Here is a 16,474-nt window from a genome sequence, read left to right on the forward strand (position 1 = left end):
TACCCTGTCCGGCCGCGGCCCTGCGGGACGACTTCCCCGCCCCTGAAGACGGCGTCGGCGGCGCGCGGGTTGCCCGGCTGCCGATCTCCCGCCTCCGCCCCTCCCGAACCGGGGTCCGCCCCCTCCGGGCCTCCTCCACGCGCACCGGGGTACCCCCGCCGGGCGGCCGGGAGGGCTCGCCCGCGGGCGTGGGCGAGCCCCCGAAGAATCGCGCCGGACCGGGACGCGCGGCCCAGGTCTCCCGACCCCCGCCCCATCCGCCTCAAGTCCCTTACTCGACAAGGGTCTTCTACATAGGGTCCTCGGCATGGACATCACGGGGACAACCTCGGGCGAGGACAGGACCGGCGTGCTCGACGAGGCGCTGGAGCGGCTGCACGACCGCGGGCCCGAGCGGGACGGCTGGCTCTCCAACCACGCGCCCATGGCCGTCGAGGCGCTCGTGCGGCATGGGCAGGCGTCACGGGTGCACCGGTGGCTGGACGGGTACAGCGCGAGGCTGGAGGACATGCCCGCCCTCCATGCGCGCGTGACGACCGAGAACTGGCCGGAGGCGCTGGGAGACCCGGTGCGGATCGCGGACTGGGCCGGGTTCTTCGAGCGGGAGACGCGCGAGCGGCCCTGGCCGGAGGTGCTCGGCGAGTGGTGGCCCCGGCTGCTGCCGGGCATCGCGGGCGGCGCCACGCACCCGGTGATCCGGGTCGGCCACGCGGTGCGGACCCTGCTCGCCGGGGAGGAGACGGCGCCGCGTGTCACCGAGCTGGCCCACGCGCTCGGCTACTGGGCCGCCCGTCACGCCCCGCTCCCCCCGCTCACCGCCCTGGCCCCGGCCGCCGACGCGGCCACCGCACTCGACGCCGTGCCTGCCGTGCCCGACCAGAGCGGCGGCATCCGAGAACGCCTCGCCCAGCTGGCCGGCATACCCGCCTGGGGCACCGCGCCCGACCCCGACACCGCCCGTGAACGCCTCACCGACCTCGTCGGCTCCGCCACCCGCTGGTACGGCACCCACGCGCACGGCTCGCCCGTCATGCTGGTCCACGCCGCGACCGCACCCAACGCGGTGCTGCGCACCCTGCCCGCCCTGCCCCGCGAACTGTGGGCGCCCAGTCTGGGCGCGGCGTGGGCGGCGAGCGCGGCGGTGACCGCCGCGTACCGGCCGCAGAGCCCCGTCCCGTACGAACCGAAGGGCTCCCCGCACGCGGGTGAGGTGCTGGAACGGGCCGCCGCGCACGGCGACGAGCACGCCATCAAGTTCGCGGACACCGCCGTGGATGCGGGTGATCCGGTCGCGCTCGGCGCCGCCCTGCGGGCCGTGGAGCTGATCTGACCCGGCACACGGCCGCACCTTCAGCCGAACTGCACGGAGCGCTTCGCCAGGCCCATCCAGAAGCCCTCGATGACCCCGCGCGCCGAGCCCAGCTCACCCGCCGCGTCCGCCGCACCCAGCGTCACGAACAACGGCGCGAAGTGCTCGGTGCGCGGGTGGGCGAGCTTTCCGGCCGGGGCCTTGTGCTCGAAGTCGAGCAGCGCGTCGACGTCCCCGGCGGCGAGGGCCTCACGCCCCCAGGCATCGAACTCGGCCGACCAGCCGGGCACCGCGCCGCCGTGCCGCAGCGCGGCCAGGTTGTGGGTGAAGAAGCCGCTGCCGACGATCAGCACGCCCTCCTCGCGCAGCGGTGCCAGTTTCCGCCCGATCTCCACGAGCCCGCCCGGATCCAGGGTCGGCAGGGAGACCTGAAGCACCGGTATGTCGGCGTCCGGGTACATCTCCACCAGCGGGACATACGCCCCGTGGTCCAGGCCCCGGTCGGGCACGTCCTGCACGGGCGCACCCGGGGCGCGCAGCAGTTTGCGGACCGACTCCGCGAGCGCGGGCGCGCCGGGCGCCTCGTACCGCACCCGGTAGTAGTGCTCGGGGAAGCCCCAGAAGTCGTACACCAGCGGGATCGTCTCGGTGGCGCCGAGCGCCAGCGGGGCCTCCTCCCAGTGGGCGGAGACCATCAGGATCGCGGTCGGCCGGGGCAGCCCCGCGGACCAGGCGGCCAGCTCCGCGGGCCACACGGGGTCGTCGGCCAGCGGTGGGGCGCCGTGCGAGAGGTAGAGGGCGGGCATCCGCCCGGCAGGTATCACGCTCTTCACGGTAGCGCGATCTAGTTGAACCTTCAAGAAGAAGTAGAGTGGATATATGAATGGTGCGTCCACCGACGAGCCGCGCTGGCTGACCGACCGCGAGCAGGACATCTGGCGTTCCTACCGGCACGCCACGACACTCCTGGAAGACCATCTCGACCGCCAGCTCCAGCGGGACGCCGGGATGCCCCACATCTATTACGGGCTCCTCGTCCAGCTCTCCCAGGCGCCGCGCCGCCGGATGCGGATGACCGAGCTGGCCAAGGGCGCGAAGATCACGCGCTCGCGCCTCTCGCACGCCGTCGCACGCCTGGAGAAGAACGGGTGGGTGCGCCGCGAGGACTGCCCCTCCGACAAGCGCGGCCAGAACGCGTACCTGACGGACGAGGGGTTCGAGGTGCTGAAGCGCAGCGCCCCCGGACATGTCGCCGCCGTACGGCAGGCCATCTTCGACCGGCTCAGTCCCGAGCAGGTCGAGCAGCTGGGCGAGATCATGCGCGTGATGACCGACGGCCTCCAGGAGTGCGACGCCAACGCGGACCTGCCCTGGCTCCGCTGAGCCGGGGCAGGTCCGGTCGGTCACCGCGTCACGTTCAGTGCGCCAGCACGGGGACCTTCACCTCGTCGCCCTCGTCCGGCGCCGCACCGGAGGCTCCGGGAGCACCGGCCCCGCCACCCGGGCGCCCCGCGGTGATCAGCGTCAGCGCGAGCGCCGCGGCCACCAGCAGGATGCCGACCGCCCACCAGATCGCGCTGGTGTAGCCCTCGACCATCGACTGGAACACGACCAGCTGCTTCGCCTGCGGTGTGGTCGCGGAGGCGGCGTGCGCCGTGACGTACGCGGTGGTCGCGGAGGCGGCGATCGTGTTGAGCAGCGCCGTACCGATCGCGCCGCCGACCTGCTGCGAGGTGTTCACCATCGCGGAGGCCACGCCCGCGTCACGCGGCTCGACCCCGTGCGTCGCCAGGGACATCGCCGGCATGAACGCCGTGCCCATGCCGAGGCCCAGCAGCACCTGTGCGGGCAGGATCAGCCCGGCGTACGAGGAGTCGATCTCCAGCCCGGTCAGCAGCAGCATGCCGGCCGAGGCGGCCAGGAAGCCCGGGCCCATCAGCATGCGCGGCGGGACACGGGTCAGCAGGCGGGCGCCGATCTGCGTCGAGCCGACGATCATGCCCGCCACCATCGGCAGGAACGCGAAGCCGGTCTTCAGCGGCGAGTAGCCCTTCACCACCTGGAGGTAGTAGGTGAGGAAGAGGAACAGCCCGAACATCGCGATGATCGCGAGCCCGAGGGAGAGGTAGGCCCCGCCCCGGTTGCGCTCGGTCATCACGCGCAGCGGCAGCAGCGGGTGCTTGACCCGCGCTTCGACCAGCACGAACGCGGCGAGCAGCACCACCGACGCGCCGAACATCAGCAGCGTCCCGCCCTCGGTCCAGCCATGCCCCTCGGCACGGGTGAAGCCGTAGACCAGCGCGACCAGGCCCAGCGTGGACAGCACGACACCCGGTATGTCGAGCGGCGAGCGGTTGCGGGCCCCGGCGGGCTCGCGGATCACCAGGTACGCGCCGGCCGCGGCGATCACGGCGAACGGGATGTTGACGTAGAACGTCCAGCGCCAGTTCAGGTACTCGGTGAGGAAGCCGCCGAGGGTCAGTCCGATGGCGCTGCCGCCACCGGCGATGGCGCCGTAGATGCCGAACGCCTTGGCGCGCTCGCGGGTCTCGGTGAACATCACGGCGAGCAGCGACAGCGCGGCGGGCGCGAGCAGCGCGCCGAACACGCCCTGGAGGGCGCGGGACGCGAGCATCATCGTCTGACCGGTGGCCGCGCCGCCCAGGGCGGAGGCCGCGGCGAAGCCGAGCAGGCCGACGATGAAGGTCCGCCTGCGGCCCCAGAGGTCGGCCACCCGCCCGCCGAACAGCAGCAGTCCGCCGAAGGCCAGGGCGTAGGCGGTGATGACCCACTGCCGGTTCGCGTCCGAGATGTGGAGTTCCTGCTGGGCGGAGGGCAGTGCGATGTTCACGATGGTGGCGTCCAGCACGACCATCAACTGGGCCAGGGCGATGAAGACCAGCGCTTTCCAGCGCCTCGGATCAGGGACGGGTGAAGGAGGGAGAGACATGGGAGGAGCCGCCTAAGGGGTCGTCAAACAGGGTGAGGGGGCAGGAAGGGAGAAGTGAGGGAGAGGAGGAGCGGAAGAGGGCAGGGGAGACCGCGGAAGGCGTACGGCCGGGCGTACGGCGTCCGTCAGGCGTACGGCGTCACGACCCGCGTGTACGGTCGGGCGTGAGCCGTCGAACAGGAGTGATCAGGCGTCAGCCGTACCCGCGCCTTCCCGCAAGGTCTCCAGGGTCACCGCGGTTCCTGGCAGCTCGGAGCGGGCCGGGGCCTCCAGCCCGTCGAGCAGCAGCTGCAGGTGGCGGTGGACGAGCCGTTCGATGCCCACCGCGCACGACGTACCGGGCAGCGGCCGGGTGAGATGGGAGACCGCGAGCAGCAGGTCACCGACCGCGACGTCGGGGCGCATCCGTCCGGCCTCCTGGGCCCGGCCGACGAGGCCCTCCACGGCCTCGGCCAACCGCTCGCGTGCGGCGACGAGTTCGGGGTGGTCATGGTCGAAGGTGCCGGACAGCATCGGACACAGGGCGCCGATCCGCTCGTCGGCCGCCTCGTGCGCGAAGCGCCGTACCGCCGCGAACGTGTCGGCCTCTTCGGCGGCGGCCCGTTCGGCCCGCTCCGTGGCGCGGGCCATGACCGAGAGGACGACCTCCCGCGCGAGGGCGGCCCGGTCGGGGAAGTGGCGGTAGAGCGTCGCGTTGCCGACCCCGGCCCGGCGTGCGATCTCGTCGAGCGGGACGTCCACCCCGTGCTCGACGAACATCTGGCGGCCGGCGGCGACGATCCGCTCCCGGTTGCGCAGGGCGTCGGCACGCGGGCGGGAGGCCCTGCGCGGGGCGCACGCCGGTGCGGCCGATTCGACCGGCTCGACCGGCTGGCTCGTACCCATGGCGTCGGCCACCGTCGTACACCCCTTTCCGTTCACGAACCGGGGAACCGTTCCCCGGTTAGTCAGGACAGTAGTCCAAACGGGGAAACAGTCCCCGTTAATTTCCTCGCCCCCTGTGACCCGCGTCACTTCTCCTCCGCTCGCGCTCCCGTCCCACGTTCGGGCCACTCGACGCGCGGGGGCGACACGCCCGGCAGAGGCTGAGCCCACGGAGCGCAGACCGGAACCGGCCGGCTGCCGCCGAGCTAAGGCGCGTGGGCATGCACGAGCGGTCTCGGACCCGGACCCGCCGGAGACGGCGAATAGACGCGGCGCACGGCGCACGGCGGGCGCGCGGCACGGCCGTGCTCGGCACCGCGACCGCCCTGGCCCTCGCCGCCCTCACCACGGCGAGCGTGAACCTGCGCGGCCCCGTCCCCGCGACGGCGGGACCCGCCGCCCCCGACGCCGAGGCCGCTGCCACGTCGGGCCCGGGGTCCGGCTCCGGGGCCGCCGCCCAGGCCCTCGCGCCCTGCCGGATCCGTACCGCCTCGGGTGTCCAGATGTCCGAGGGCCTCCCGACACCCCCCGGCTACAGCCGCTCGACCGGCGTCGTCCGGGCCCTCATCCTGATGATCGACTTCCCGGACGCGCCCGGTGAGGGTCTCGCCATGCGGCGGTACGCGGAGTTCTTCCCGCAGACCTCGGACTGGTTCCGCGTCAGTTCGTACGGGCGGCTGCACTACCTCGCGGAGACGCCCGTGCCCGACTGGCTGCGGATGCCGCGCTCCTTCCGCTCGTACGGGATCACGCGCGGCGCACCCTACGAGCCGGGGTACCGGCGGCTCGTCGAGGACATGGTGACGGCGGTGGACGGGCGCGTGGACTTCAGTGCGTACGACCTGGTGAACGTACTGGTCACACCGAACGCCGGGCCTTCGGCCCTGGACACCGTCCTGTCCGTCACCTTCTCCGGCAACACCGACGCGCCGCGCGCGGACGGCGTGGCCCTCGCGAACACGTCCTTCGTCTACAGCCGCCAGGACGACGGCTCGGGATCGTTCCACGAGACCGGCTTCCGGGTGCTGCCCCACGAGAACGGTCATGTCTTCGGGCTCCCCGACCTCTACACGGGCGAGGGCGGCGCCACTGTCGGGCACTGGGACATCATGTCCGAGGACTGGGGCGCCAACAACGACCTGCTCGGCTGGCACAAGTGGAAGCTCGGCTGGCTGGAGGCCGAGCAGGTGCGGTGCGCGGCGGGGCGCGGATCCCGCGACTACACGCTCACGCCGCTGCCCCGGCCGGGCCCGGGTGTGAAGCTGGCGCTGGTGCCGACGGGGCGGAACTCCGGGTACGTGGTGGAGGTGCGGACCCGGGAGGGCAACGACGAGGCGGTCTGCGATCCGGGCGTGCTGATCTACCGGGTGCGGTCGGATGTGGACACCGGCCAGGGCCCGGTCAAGGTGATGGACAGCGAGCCGGACAGCGGCGGCTGCACACGGCGGCCCAACGTGCACGCGGAACTGTCGGACGCTCCCTACGTCCCGGGCGAGTCGTTCGTGGACCGCAGGGCGGGGATACGGGTGTCGGTGCTGGCGCGGAAGCCGGACGGCACGCATCGGGTGCGGGTGACCAGGGAGTAGTCCCCTTCCGGCCCGCCCCGCCCCGGAGCCGGGGTCCCGCTCGGAATCCCCTGGCCGCGACTCGGAGGTACCCCCGCCCGGGAAACCGGGCGGGGAGCCCGCCCTCAGCCGCCGGGCGGTCCTGGCTCAGTTCCCGCTCCCGGAGAACGCCTGCCGCCGCAGCTCGCCCTTCAGCACCTTGCCCGCCGCGTTCCGCGGCAACGGGACGTCCCGTACGAGGATGTGCGCGGGCACCTTGAAGGCCGCGAGGTCCCGGGCGACATGGGCCCGCAGGCCGGCTGCCGTGACCGCGCCCGGCGCGCGGGGCCGCACCACCGCCGCGACCTCCTCCCCCAGCACCGGGTGCGGCACGCCCAGCACCGCCGCGTCCGCCACCCCCGGATGCGCGAACAACGCGGCCTCGACCTCCACGCAGTAGACGTTCTCCCCGCCCCGGATCACCACGTCCTTGATCCGGTCCACCACCCCGATCCGGCCCCCGTCCCGCACCACCGCGAGGTCACCGGTGCGGAACCAGCCGTCGGGCGTGAACGCCTCGGCGGTGGCACGCGCGTCGCGCCAGTAGCCGCGCACCAGGCTCTGTCCGCGCAGCCACAGCTCCCCGACCTCCCCGTCGGGCACGGGCCTCCCGTCGGGCCCGGCGACCCGGGTCTCGGTGACCGGCGTGGGGCGGCCGACGCTGTCGGGGTCGCGGCGGTAGGCGGCGCCGTAATGCGCGAGGACACCGCCGCAGGTCTCGGTGAGCCCGTAGCCGTTGCGCGGCTCGACGCGCTCCCCGTACGTCCCGGTGAGCCGCCGGACGAGCGCGGGGGGTGCGGCGGCGCCGCCGGTGTTGAAGTTGGTGAGGCTGGGGAGCCGGTGGCCCCGCGCGGTGGCGGCGTCCAGGAGCTGGAGGGCGGTTGCGGGGACGCCCGCGTAGTGGGTGACCTGATGCCGGTCGATCAGCTCCAGGGCCCTGTCGGCGCTCCACTTGCGCATCAGGACGAGCGTGCCGCCCGCCGCCATCACCGCGTACAGGGAGGTGAACGCGGCGGCGTGGAAGAAGGGGAACGTGGTCAGCGACACGGGCGGCCTGCGTCCGCCCCGGCCGGGATGCTCGCCGCGGTCCAGGGCGGCCGCAGCGGCCTGGTAGCGCGGGTTGATCGCGGCAGCGGCCTGGGCGAGGTGCGTGGCGACGGCGCCTTTGGGGCGGCCGGTGGTGCCGGAGGTGTACATGATCGTGGCGTCGTCGCCGGGAGCGACGCTGACGACGGGGGGTGCGGCCGCGGGGTCGGCGCCGGGACAGTCGTACGGCTCGAAGCCCTCGCGCCCCCCGCCGTGAAAGACGATCCCGGGGACGCCGTGCCGTCGCGCCCAGGGCGCGAGCAGCTCCGCCCGCTCGTCGTCGACGAGGAGCACGCCGGGCGCGCAGTCGTCGAGGGCGTACGCGCACTCCGCCTCCGTCCACCAGGCGTTCAGCGGCACGGCGACCAGCCCGGCGAGCTGGGTGGCCCAGAACGCGATCTGCCACTCGGGGTGGTTGCGCCCGGCGATCACGGCACGGTCGCCGGGCTTCAGCCCGTACGTGCCGACCAGCCGCCGCGCCAGCCCGCCCGCGGCGGCGTGGAAGGCGCCGTACGAGTACACCCTCCCGCCCGGCGTCCCGTCCTCGCCGACGAGGAACGGCCGTGCGCCGAAGCCCCGGGTCGCGTCGGCGAACTCGCGCAGGGTGCGGGGCCCGTTCACGTACTGGAGGCGGCCGTCGGATCCCCGGGTGACGGCGAAGGGCGCGCCGGGCGCTGTGAGGGAGGACGAGGAATCTTGCGGCACGCCCGGACGCTACAGGAGCCGGGCGGTACGTCTCTGTGGCCCCGGCCACCTGACGGGGGCCCGCCCGCCTCCCCGCGCCCCGCACCCCGAGTTGCAGATTTTTTCAATTCGTCACATGATGGTTTCGCTGTGCCCGTAGGTAGCCGCGGGCACAGCTCCACCACGAAGGAGATCCGACCGGTGCCCGTTCCGCTCTACCAGGCCAAGGCGGAGTTCTTCCGGATGCTCGGCCACCCCGTCCGCATCCGCGTCCTGGAACTGCTGCAGAACGGCCCGATGCCGGTCCGGGAGCTGCTCGCGGACATCGGCATCGAGCCCTCCGCCCTGTCCCAGCAACTGGCCGTGCTGCGCCGCTCCGGCATCGTCACGTCCACCCGGGAGGGCTCGACGGTCGTGTACGAGCTGGCCGGGGGCGATGTGGCCGACCTGATGCGGGCGGCGCGGCGGATCCTGACGGAGTTGCTGGCCGGGCAGAACGAGCTGCTGGCTGAGCTGCGGGACGCGGAGGCGTCGACGAAGTGAGCAGCGGTACGGCTTTGCTCGCGGGGGCCGGCCGACGGGTGCGCGCGCTGCTGCCCGCCCGTGCCGACTTCACGGCCATGAAGCGCTCGCCACGCCGGGACCTGCTGGCCGGACTGACCGTCGCGATCGTGGCGCTGCCGCTGGCGCTGGGCTTCGGGGTGTCCTCGGGTCTCGGCGCGGAGGCGGGGCTGGCGACCGCCGTGGTGGCCGGTGCGCTCGCGGCACTGTTCGGCGGCTCGAACCTCCAGGTGTCGGGGCCGACGGGCGCGATGACCGTGGTGCTGATGCCGATCGTGGCGGAGCACGGGCCGGGCGGGGTGCTGACCGTCGGCCTGATGGCGGGAGTCATCCTCCTCGCGCTCGCCCTGCTGCGGGCCGGGCAGTACATGCGGTACATCCCGGCGCCGGTGGTGGAGGGCTTCACCTTCGGAATCGCCTGCGTGATCGGCCTTCAGCAGATCCCGAACGCGCTGGGCGTGCAGAAGCCGGAGGGAGACCGGGTCCTCGCGGTGACCTGGCGGGCCTTCCAGGAGTTCGCGGCGCACCCGAACTGGACGGCGGTCGGCGTCGCGGGCGGGGTGGCCGCGGCGATGCTGGTCGGCGCGCGGCTGCGGCCCGCGGTGCCGTTCTCGATCGTGGCGGTAGTCGCGGCGACGGTGGCGGTGGCGGTCTTCGGGCTGGAGGGCGCTGCCCCGATCGGCGACCTGCCGTCCGGGCTGCCCGCGCCGTCACTCGGTTTCGTCGACCTGTCGGCGCTGAACGCGCTGGTAGCCCCCGCGATCGCGGTGGCGGCGCTGGCCGCGCTGGAGTCCCTGCTCTCCGCCACGGTCGCGGACGGGATGACGGTGGGCGAGCGGCACGACCCCGACCGGGAACTGTTCGGGCAGGGCATCGCGAACCTGGCCGCGCCGCTGTTCGGCGGCGTTCCGGCGACGGCGGCGATAGCCCGTACGGCCGTGAACGTCCGGACGGGCGCCTCGTCCCGGCTTGCCGCGCTCACCCACGCCGCGGTCCTGGCGGTGATCGTCTTCGCGGCGGCGCCGCTGGTGTCCCGCATTCCGCTGGCCGCCCTGGCGGGCGTGCTGCTGGCGACGGCGGTCCGGATGGTGGAGGTCGGCTCGCTGCGCGCCATGGCGAAGGCGACCCGCTCCGACGCGGTCGTGCTCGTCCTCACCGCGGTGGCGACGGTGGCCCTGGACCTCGTGTACGCGGTGATCATCGGCCTGGTGGTGGCCGGTGCCCTCGCGCTGCGGGCGGTGGCCCTGCAGGCCCGCATGCACCAGGAGGACATGGCCCCGCACCTGTCCGGCGTGCCCGGCGCCCACAGCGCCGAGGAGCACGAACTGCTGGCCGAGCACATCGTGGCGTACCGCATCGACGGCCCGCTCTTCTTCGCGGCGGCCCACCGCTTCCTCCTGGAGCTGTCGGAGGTCGCCGAGGTGCGGGTGGTGATCCTGCGCATGTCCCGGGTGACCACGCTGGACGCGACGGGCGCGCTGGTCCTGAAGGACGCGGTGGAGAAACTGAACCGCCGCGGCATCGCCGTCCTCACGTCCGGCATCCGCCCGGGCCAGCGCCAGGCCCTGGACTCGGTGGGCGCCCTGGCCCTGCTCCGCCATGAGGGCCGCGAGTACGCGACCACTCCCGAGGCCATCGCCGGCGCCCGTGCTCTCCTCCACCGCACGGGAGTGCTGCCGCCCCCGGCGGCGACGGCCCGCTAGCCGTCACCCGGACCGGGGGAGCTGGGAGCGCACCCACGCCGCACCGGGGTTGACGTGCGGCCGACCCGCCACGACGACAGTCGGCACGGTCTCGTCGCCGTCGTTGGCCGCACGCACCGCTGCCGCTCCGGCCGGGTCGCGCCAGATGTCGACCCAGTACGCCCGCCGGGCGCCGCGCCCCAGCCCGAAGCGAAGCCGCAGACAGTACGGGCAGCCGGGCCGCCAGTAGACGACCGGCCGGCCGTCGGCCGCGCTGCGGCGCTGTGCCTCCAGCGCGCCGATCGGCTTCGGGAAGAACAGAGGCGAGTTCACGCCTGCGAGCAGCCCGGACACGAGCAGCGTCAGGGCGGCGGCTCCGACGTCACCCTTGACGGTCAGCACCGCCGCGAGACCCGACCCGCAGAGCACGGACAGCGTCGGCAGGACCCACGTGCGCCTCATGCCGACGCAGACTACCGAGGCGGCTGACGGCGGGCCACGGGGCAGGCGTACGCGGGCCGGAAGCGGTGCGCCCGCACCTGCCGGGCTGACCGGTGGGCGGCCTCCTCCGGCTCGTCCCGCGTGCCGCGTACCGAGGAGGCGTCCTTGCGCAGCCGGTGCGCCGGCTCCAGCGGGGGACGGGGCGGCGGCCGGCTCGGGGTGCCCGGCCCGCCGGACCCCGTCCAGGACCTGGTGGAGCCCGGATCCGAGCCAGGTGGAGCCGCGGTGGTGCATCACGCTCTCGCTGGGGTGAGCCGGCCGGTCGCACCGAGCCGCCACGGAGCGGACCCCCCGGGGCCACCGGCGGGTGGCGGGGCGAGTCCGGTGAGCGCCGCTCCCGCCCCGGGGTCACCGGCTCATGACGGGACCGCCTGCCCTCGGTGCCGTAGGCGGGCCGCCGACAGGCAGCCCGGCACCGACCCGGCACCGTGGCGGCGACCGATCGCCGCCACGGTCGCGGAGGCCGCACCCCACCGGGTGTGACCGCCGGACCCGGGGAGGTCAGTCCGTGGCCCAGGCTATGTAGGCGTCGGGGCGGATGAGCAGGGCCGTGGTGCGGGACGGGTCCAGCCAGGTGGCCTGGGTGGGGGTGCCCGCCAACGGGGGTGCCGACGGAGCCGCGCCCTGGGGGGTGACCAGGACCGGCGCGCCCTTGCGGAGGAGTTCGTACAGGCGGCCCTCCCGCAGGGACAGGTCCGGGGACCGCCTGCCGGTGAGGGGGTGGGCGCCGCGCGGGGCCCGGTAGTGGATGCCGACGCCGGTGATCATGCCGACGGCCTTGCGCTGGACGGGACCGACCGTGCCCACGACTCCGGTGGCCGCCGCGCGGACCGCGCGCTGCGCCGGGGTGTGGGCCATCGCCATGCGGACGATTCCGCCGCTGCTGCGGAGTACCGCCTTGCCGACCGGGTGGCGTTCCGCGTGGTAGCTGTCGAGCAGGGCCTCCGGGTCCGGTGCCTCGCCGCGCAGAACCGCGGCCAGCTTCCAGGACAGGTTCGCGGCGTCCTGGATGCCGGTGTTCATGCCCTGGCCGCCCGCAGGCGAGTGGACGTGCGCCGCGTCGCCGGCGAGGAAGACACGGCCCGTGCGGTACGACGGCACCTGACGCTCGTCACTGTGGAAGCGGGACACCCAGCGGGCGTCGCGCATGCCGTAGTCCGTGCCGAGGGCCCGGCGGGCGATGCCGCGGACCTCGTCCAGGTCGACCGGCTCGCTGTCCGGCACCTCGTGGTCCTTGTTCCAGCCCATCACCCGGTACCAGCCGTCCCCGAAGGGCGCCACGAACGCGAAGGTGCCGCCCGCGCCGTTCACCGCGATCGTCTCGCCCGGCGCCTTGTCGAAGCGCACGTCGGCCAGGACCATCGACTTGATCACCGCATGCCCCGGGAACGGCAGTCCCAGCTGGTCCCTGACGGTGCTGCGGACACCGTCCGCGCCCACCAGGTACCGGGCCCTGAGCACCGAGGTCTCGCCGCCTTCCACGGCCGCCAGTTCCGCGGTGACGCCCTGGGCGTCCTGGCGCAGCCCGCGCAGGGCCGTGCCGTACCGGAAGTCCACCCCGGCGTCCCGCGCGCGCCGTTGCAGCAGGCGCTCGACCTCGTACTGCGGAGTGATCAGCGCGTACGGGAAGCGCGAGCGCAGTCCGGACAGGTTCAGGGCGAACCGGCCGAAGAAGGTCAGGCTCGCGGCCGGCCGTCCCGTCTCCACCAGTTCGTCCGCCAGGCCTCGCGCGTCGAGCTGCTCCAGCGTCCGGGCGTGGACCCCGAAGGCCCGCGTCAGGTTGGCGATCTCCGGCGGGCGCCGCTCCACCAACGTGACCCGGAGGCCCGCCGCCGCCAGGTCGCCCGCCAGCAGCATGCCTGTGGGGCCTGCTCCCACGACCACGACATCCGTCGCCGTGTCTGCCATCTGTTCGTTCATGCCGTCCTCCCCATGGACGTCCGCGAACTTCAACGGACCCTCGACGAGCGTTGGTCAACAGATGTTGGTCAACGCCTGTTGGCAAGTGTGAGGCCTTCGCGACTGGCCTGTCAACACGCGTTGGCCTACATTTGTTGGCATGATGACGGAGCCAGGCCCCCGGCGCTCGGACGCCACCCGTGCCGCGATCCTCGAGTCCGCCCGCGAACGCTTCGCCGCGGACGGCTACGAGCGCGCCACCATCCGCGCGATCGCCCGCGACGCCGGCATCGACCCGTCGATGGTGATGCGCTACTACGGCAACAAGGAACGGCTCTTCGCCGCCGCGTCCGAGATCGACCTGCGCCTCCCCCCGGTCGGCGCCCTGCCCGCCCGGCACGTCGGGGCCGTCCTCGTCGGCCACTTCCTCGACCGCTGGGAGTCCGACGACGTACTGAACGCCGTCCTCCGCAGCGGTGTCACCCACCCCGCCGGCGCCGAGCGCATCCACGCGATCTTCAAGGAGCAGATAGGCCCGCTCATCGCCGGCCTGTGCCCCGACCCGGCCGAGGCCCCCACCCGCGCGGCGCTCGTGGCCTCGCAGATCCTGGGCATGGCCCTGGCACGCTACGTCCTGAAGCTGCCTCCCGCCGTCGGCCTGGACCGCGAGGAGGTCATCGCCTGGCTGGCGCCCACCATCCAGCGGTATCTGACAGCCGAGAAGCCCTGACCCGCGGCTCCCGTCCGCGCCCCGGCACCCGGCCGCCCCCCGGCCCCGGCGACCGCAGGCTCCGTCACAGGAGCCCGCGGCCCACGCCGCCGTACCGCCGACGGAGCGGGACGACGACGGCCGGGCACCGCGGACGAGCGCCCGGCGCGTCCTGACGGCCCGCGGGGGCGGGCGTGCGCCACGCACCCGACCGCCCACCCGGGGTGAACACCCTGCCGCAGGTCGCGACGGCGCCGACAGCACCGCCCGACGACGAGGAGAACCCGACCCGGGACACACCCCTGCACTCGCACCGGACACCGGCATGGACGAGACCACAGCCGCGCCCCCTCCACCTCCGGCACCGCGGCTCAGGGGCGCGCGACCGCCATGCAGGAGTCGGCAGCCCCGACCGGCGAAAGGCCGTCGGGCAGGCCCCGCACGGGGACGGCGAGCCCCGCGGGTTCGAGACGGGCATACTGCCCGGGTGCCGCGATCTGCGGCAGGAGCAGTCGCCAGAAGCCGGTCAGCGAGGTGCGCGACAGCCACTCGCGGTCACGCCTCCCCAGCACCTCCAACCCGACGGTGGCCGCGACGACCGCGACCGCCGTGTCCTTACGGGACACCTCGGCCGCGAGCCCTCCCTCACCGTCGGCCGCCGCCAGCAGCCGCTCCACGCGGTCCTGCCATTCGCGGTGGAGGTCCACCTCGCCGCCGCGCGCACCCTCACAGCTGATGCGGAAGCCCGCCCGGGTGACGGTGTCCCAGCAGAGGAGCGAGGCGAGGGAGTGCGTGGCGTCGACCAGATCCTGGAGAGCGCATCCCCCCTCGCGGCGGCTGTCCCGGGAGGCCGCGCGCAGGGCACACAGCGCCTCCGCCTCCACGGCGGCGGCGACGGCGGCCTTGCTCTCGAAGTGGAAGTGCAGCGCACCCGCACTCACCCCGGCACCGGCGGAGATCAGCGCCAGACTGGCCTGCGCGTAGCCGCACTCCTCGAAGACGGCGGCCGCCGACCGGATCAGCGCGCGACGCGTGCGCGCGGCTCGTTCCTGCCTGCTCAACGGAGCCTCCCGGCGGGGCGATAGAGCTGCATCATGCAGACATGAAACCATCTACCTGGTTTGTTTTGAACGTGGCCGCACCATGCTCGACTCAAAGCTGTCGGGCCGTTACCGACCGGACGACCCCCTGGCCGCCCCGCCCATCGCCGCCCCACCACGCGCTCCGCCGCCATCAGCGTCACCCGACAAGGGCTGCGGGGCGAGGAGTTGGCACCTCCGCCATGTGGCGTGGATCGCACGTGTCACGCCAGGTAAAAGCTTTGACAAACCGGCGATGCGGTTTCTAATCTTCTGACGAACGGTCGGCTCGCGGCTCTCTGCCGCGCGAACGTGCAGGAGCAGCATATGAATCCTCAGACCGCAAGCCTCCTCGAACCCCGCATACCGCAGCAGCCCGCCCGTCGCGCACCCGCACCGCCGCACGACGCGACGGAGGCCCGCCCGACACTGCGTGTCCTGGTGGTGGAGCAGGACGCACGCGCCGCCGAGTCCCTGGTCATGGGCCTTCGCCGGCACGGGTACGAGGCGGAGAACGTCGCCACCGGTGCCAAGGCACTCCAGTCCTACACCGACGCCGACTTGATCCTGCTCGACCTGGACCTGCCCGACCTGGACGGTCTGGAGGTCTGCCGGGGCATCAGAGCCGCCGCGGACACGCCCATCATCGCCATCACCGCGCGTGACACCGAACTCGACCGGGTCCTCGGCCTCCAGGCCGGGTCGGACGACTACATGGTCAAGCCTTACGGATTCCGCGAGTTGATGGCCCGCATCGAGGCCGTCATGCGCCGGGTCCGGCCCCACTCGCCCGCCGCGCACGTCATCACCAGCGGCCCGCTGAGCATCGACGCGCGCACCCGGCAGGTGTCCCTGGACGGGAGGCTGATCGAGGTCACCCGCAAGGAGTTCGACCTGCTGTACCTGCTCGCCTCCCAGCCCGAGACCGTCGTCTCCCGCAAGCAGCTCATGACACAGGTGTGGGACGACTCCTGGTCCCGGCCGGGCCGCACCATCGACACGCATGTCAGCAGCCTGCGCGGCAAGCTCGGTTCGAGCCGCTGGATCATCACCGTCCGCGGGGTCGGATTCCGGTTCGGCCACGCCTGAGCCGTGTCCGAACGGACATCCCGGACTGCGGAACCCGGCACGCCCTCCCCAGGCTCCCGGCCGTGCCCGGGCAGGGTCACCCCGCAGCCCCGGCCGTCGGCTGCCGCTGCTCCGCACCGACGCCCGCCCCCGACGTGCACCCGCACGCACCAGAACCGCTCACCGGCGATCAGAGCTCCCCGGCCCCGATGCCGGCGTGATCCGCCGGACACTCCCCAGGCCCGGCCCCCATCGGTCCGCTCGACTCCGCGCCCGGGACCCCGGTGGTACGCGCTCGCGGAGCCCCGACTGTTCCGCCACACAACCGACCAGCCAGGAGAAGAGACTTCATCGTGCGCAAGGTGCTCATCGCCAACCGTGGCGAAATCGCTGTCCGTGTCGCCCGTGCCTGCCGGGA

15 protein-coding genes are annotated in these 16,474 nt (G+C 73.6%); 8 read left to right on the forward strand and 7 right to left on the reverse strand.

Annotated features, from left to right (window positions below):
- Window positions 1–307 precede the first annotated feature (307 nt).
- Window positions 308–1,330 (forward strand): questin oxidase family protein, encoded by a 1,023-nt coding sequence (locus I3F58_RS11775; protein ID WP_240108277.1) that lies wholly within the window; start codon window positions 308–310, stop codon window positions 1,328–1,330.
- Window positions 1,331–1,350: 20 nt separating this feature from the next.
- On the opposite strand, the gene I3F58_RS11780 is transcribed toward I3F58_RS11775, so the two are convergent.
- Window positions 1,351–2,115, reverse strand: coding sequence for a dioxygenase (locus I3F58_RS11780; protein WP_240108295.1), 765 nt, complete (start codon window positions 2,113–2,115; stop codon window positions 1,351–1,353).
- Window positions 2,116–2,188: 73 nt separating this feature from the next.
- Here I3F58_RS11780 and I3F58_RS11785 point away from each other — a divergent pair, with 73 nt between their 5' ends.
- Window positions 2,189–2,692, forward strand: coding sequence for a MarR family winged helix-turn-helix transcriptional regulator (locus I3F58_RS11785; protein ID WP_240108278.1), 504 nt, complete (start codon window positions 2,189–2,191; stop codon window positions 2,690–2,692).
- Between the two features lie 34 nt (window positions 2,693–2,726).
- Here I3F58_RS11785 and I3F58_RS11790 read toward each other — a convergent pair whose 3' ends face one another.
- Both I3F58_RS11790 and I3F58_RS11795 read right to left on the reverse strand, forming a co-directional pair.
- A complete protein-coding gene (locus tag I3F58_RS11790; protein ID WP_240108279.1) occupies window positions 2,727–4,259 on the reverse strand; it encodes an MFS transporter in 1,533 nt (510 codons plus the stop codon).
- A 186-nt stretch (window positions 4,260–4,445) separates the two neighbouring features.
- A complete protein-coding gene (locus I3F58_RS11795; protein WP_240108280.1) occupies window positions 4,446–5,144 on the reverse strand; it encodes a TetR/AcrR family transcriptional regulator in 699 nt (232 codons plus the stop codon).
- A 260-nt stretch (window positions 5,145–5,404) separates the two neighbouring features.
- Here I3F58_RS11795 and I3F58_RS11800 point away from each other — a divergent pair, with 260 nt between their 5' ends.
- Complete coding sequence (locus tag I3F58_RS11800; protein ID WP_240108281.1) at window positions 5,405–6,769, forward strand: M6 family metalloprotease domain-containing protein; 1,365 nt, start codon at window positions 5,405–5,407, stop codon at window positions 6,767–6,769.
- Between the two features lie 126 nt (window positions 6,770–6,895).
- Here I3F58_RS11800 and I3F58_RS11805 read toward each other — a convergent pair whose 3' ends face one another.
- On the reverse strand, window positions 6,896–8,578 hold the full coding sequence (locus I3F58_RS11805) for a class I adenylate-forming enzyme family protein (protein WP_240108282.1): 1,683 nt from the start codon (window positions 8,576–8,578) through the stop codon (window positions 6,896–6,898).
- A 180-nt stretch (window positions 8,579–8,758) separates the two neighbouring features.
- Between I3F58_RS11805 and I3F58_RS11810 the strand changes: the two genes are divergently transcribed.
- A complete protein-coding gene (locus I3F58_RS11810) occupies window positions 8,759–9,100 on the forward strand; it encodes a helix-turn-helix transcriptional regulator (protein ID WP_240108283.1) in 342 nt (113 codons plus the stop codon).
- Between the two features lie 77 nt (window positions 9,101–9,177).
- Complete coding sequence (locus tag I3F58_RS11815; protein WP_240108296.1) at window positions 9,178–10,821, forward strand: SulP family inorganic anion transporter; 1,644 nt, start codon at window positions 9,178–9,180, stop codon at window positions 10,819–10,821.
- Between the two features lie 3 nt (window positions 10,822–10,824).
- Here the strand turns inward: I3F58_RS11815 and I3F58_RS11820 are convergent, their stop codons facing one another.
- Together I3F58_RS11820 and I3F58_RS11825 are read right to left on the reverse strand one after the other, a co-directional pair.
- Entirely contained in the window at window positions 10,825–11,262 is a 438-nt protein-coding gene (locus I3F58_RS11820) for a glutaredoxin domain-containing protein (protein ID WP_240108284.1), read from the reverse strand.
- A gap of 540 nt (window positions 11,263–11,802) precedes the next feature.
- A complete protein-coding gene (locus I3F58_RS11825) occupies window positions 11,803–13,221 on the reverse strand; it encodes an FAD-dependent monooxygenase (protein WP_240108285.1) in 1,419 nt (472 codons plus the stop codon).
- Between the two features lie 139 nt (window positions 13,222–13,360).
- On the opposite strand from I3F58_RS11825, the gene I3F58_RS11830 reads away from it, so the two are divergent.
- Entirely contained in the window at window positions 13,361–13,930 is a 570-nt protein-coding gene (locus tag I3F58_RS11830) for a TetR/AcrR family transcriptional regulator (RefSeq protein WP_240108286.1), read from the forward strand.
- A gap of 350 nt (window positions 13,931–14,280) precedes the next feature.
- Here I3F58_RS11830 and I3F58_RS11835 read toward each other — a convergent pair whose 3' ends face one another.
- On the reverse strand, window positions 14,281–14,970 hold the full coding sequence (locus tag I3F58_RS11835; RefSeq protein WP_240108287.1) for a ScbR family autoregulator-binding transcription factor: 690 nt from the start codon (window positions 14,968–14,970) through the stop codon (window positions 14,281–14,283).
- 345 nt (window positions 14,971–15,315) lie between these two features.
- Between I3F58_RS11835 and I3F58_RS11840 the strand changes: the two genes are divergently transcribed.
- Complete coding sequence (locus tag I3F58_RS11840; protein ID WP_240108288.1) at window positions 15,316–16,077, forward strand: response regulator transcription factor; 762 nt, start codon at window positions 15,316–15,318, stop codon at window positions 16,075–16,077.
- A 332-nt stretch (window positions 16,078–16,409) separates the two neighbouring features.
- Window positions 16,410–16,474 (forward strand): biotin carboxylase N-terminal domain-containing protein (locus I3F58_RS29780; RefSeq protein ID WP_344069737.1); only part of this gene is annotated, 65 nt, incomplete at its 3' end.

This window comes from Streptomyces sp. MUM 203J (assembly GCF_022414595.1).
Classification (GTDB): Bacteria; Actinomycetota; Actinomycetes; order Streptomycetales; family Streptomycetaceae; genus Streptomyces.

Excerpts from the sequence above, each read along its gene's own strand:
- I3F58_RS11795 (WP_240108280.1), bottom strand. The coding sequence starts at position 5,144 with ATGGGTACGAGCCAGCCGGTCGAGCCGGTCGAATCGGCCGCACCGGCG.
- I3F58_RS11780 (WP_240108295.1), bottom strand. The coding sequence starts at position 2,115 with ATGCCCGCCCTCTACCTCTCGCACGGCGCCCCACCGCTGGCCGACGAC.
- I3F58_RS11830 (WP_240108286.1), top strand. The coding sequence starts at position 13,361 with ATGATGACGGAGCCAGGCCCCCGGCGCTCGGACGCCACCCGTGCCGCG.
- I3F58_RS11775 (WP_240108277.1), top strand. The coding sequence starts at position 308 with ATGGACATCACGGGGACAACCTCGGGCGAGGACAGGACCGGCGTGCTC.
- I3F58_RS11815 (WP_240108296.1), top strand. The coding sequence starts at position 9,178 with ATGAAGCGCTCGCCACGCCGGGACCTGCTGGCCGGACTGACCGTCGCG.
- I3F58_RS11840 (WP_240108288.1), top strand. The coding sequence starts at position 15,316 with ATGAATCCTCAGACCGCAAGCCTCCTCGAACCCCGCATACCGCAGCAG.
- I3F58_RS11820 (WP_240108284.1), bottom strand. The coding sequence starts at position 11,262 with ATGAGGCGCACGTGGGTCCTGCCGACGCTGTCCGTGCTCTGCGGGTCG.
- I3F58_RS11790 (WP_240108279.1), bottom strand. The coding sequence starts at position 4,259 with ATGTCTCTCCCTCCTTCACCCGTCCCTGATCCGAGGCGCTGGAAAGCG.
- I3F58_RS11800 (WP_240108281.1), top strand. The coding sequence starts at position 5,405 with ATGCACGAGCGGTCTCGGACCCGGACCCGCCGGAGACGGCGAATAGAC.
- I3F58_RS11825 (WP_240108285.1), bottom strand. The coding sequence starts at position 13,221 with ATGAACGAACAGATGGCAGACACGGCGACGGATGTCGTGGTCGTGGGA.
- I3F58_RS11785 (WP_240108278.1), top strand. The coding sequence starts at position 2,189 with ATGAATGGTGCGTCCACCGACGAGCCGCGCTGGCTGACCGACCGCGAG.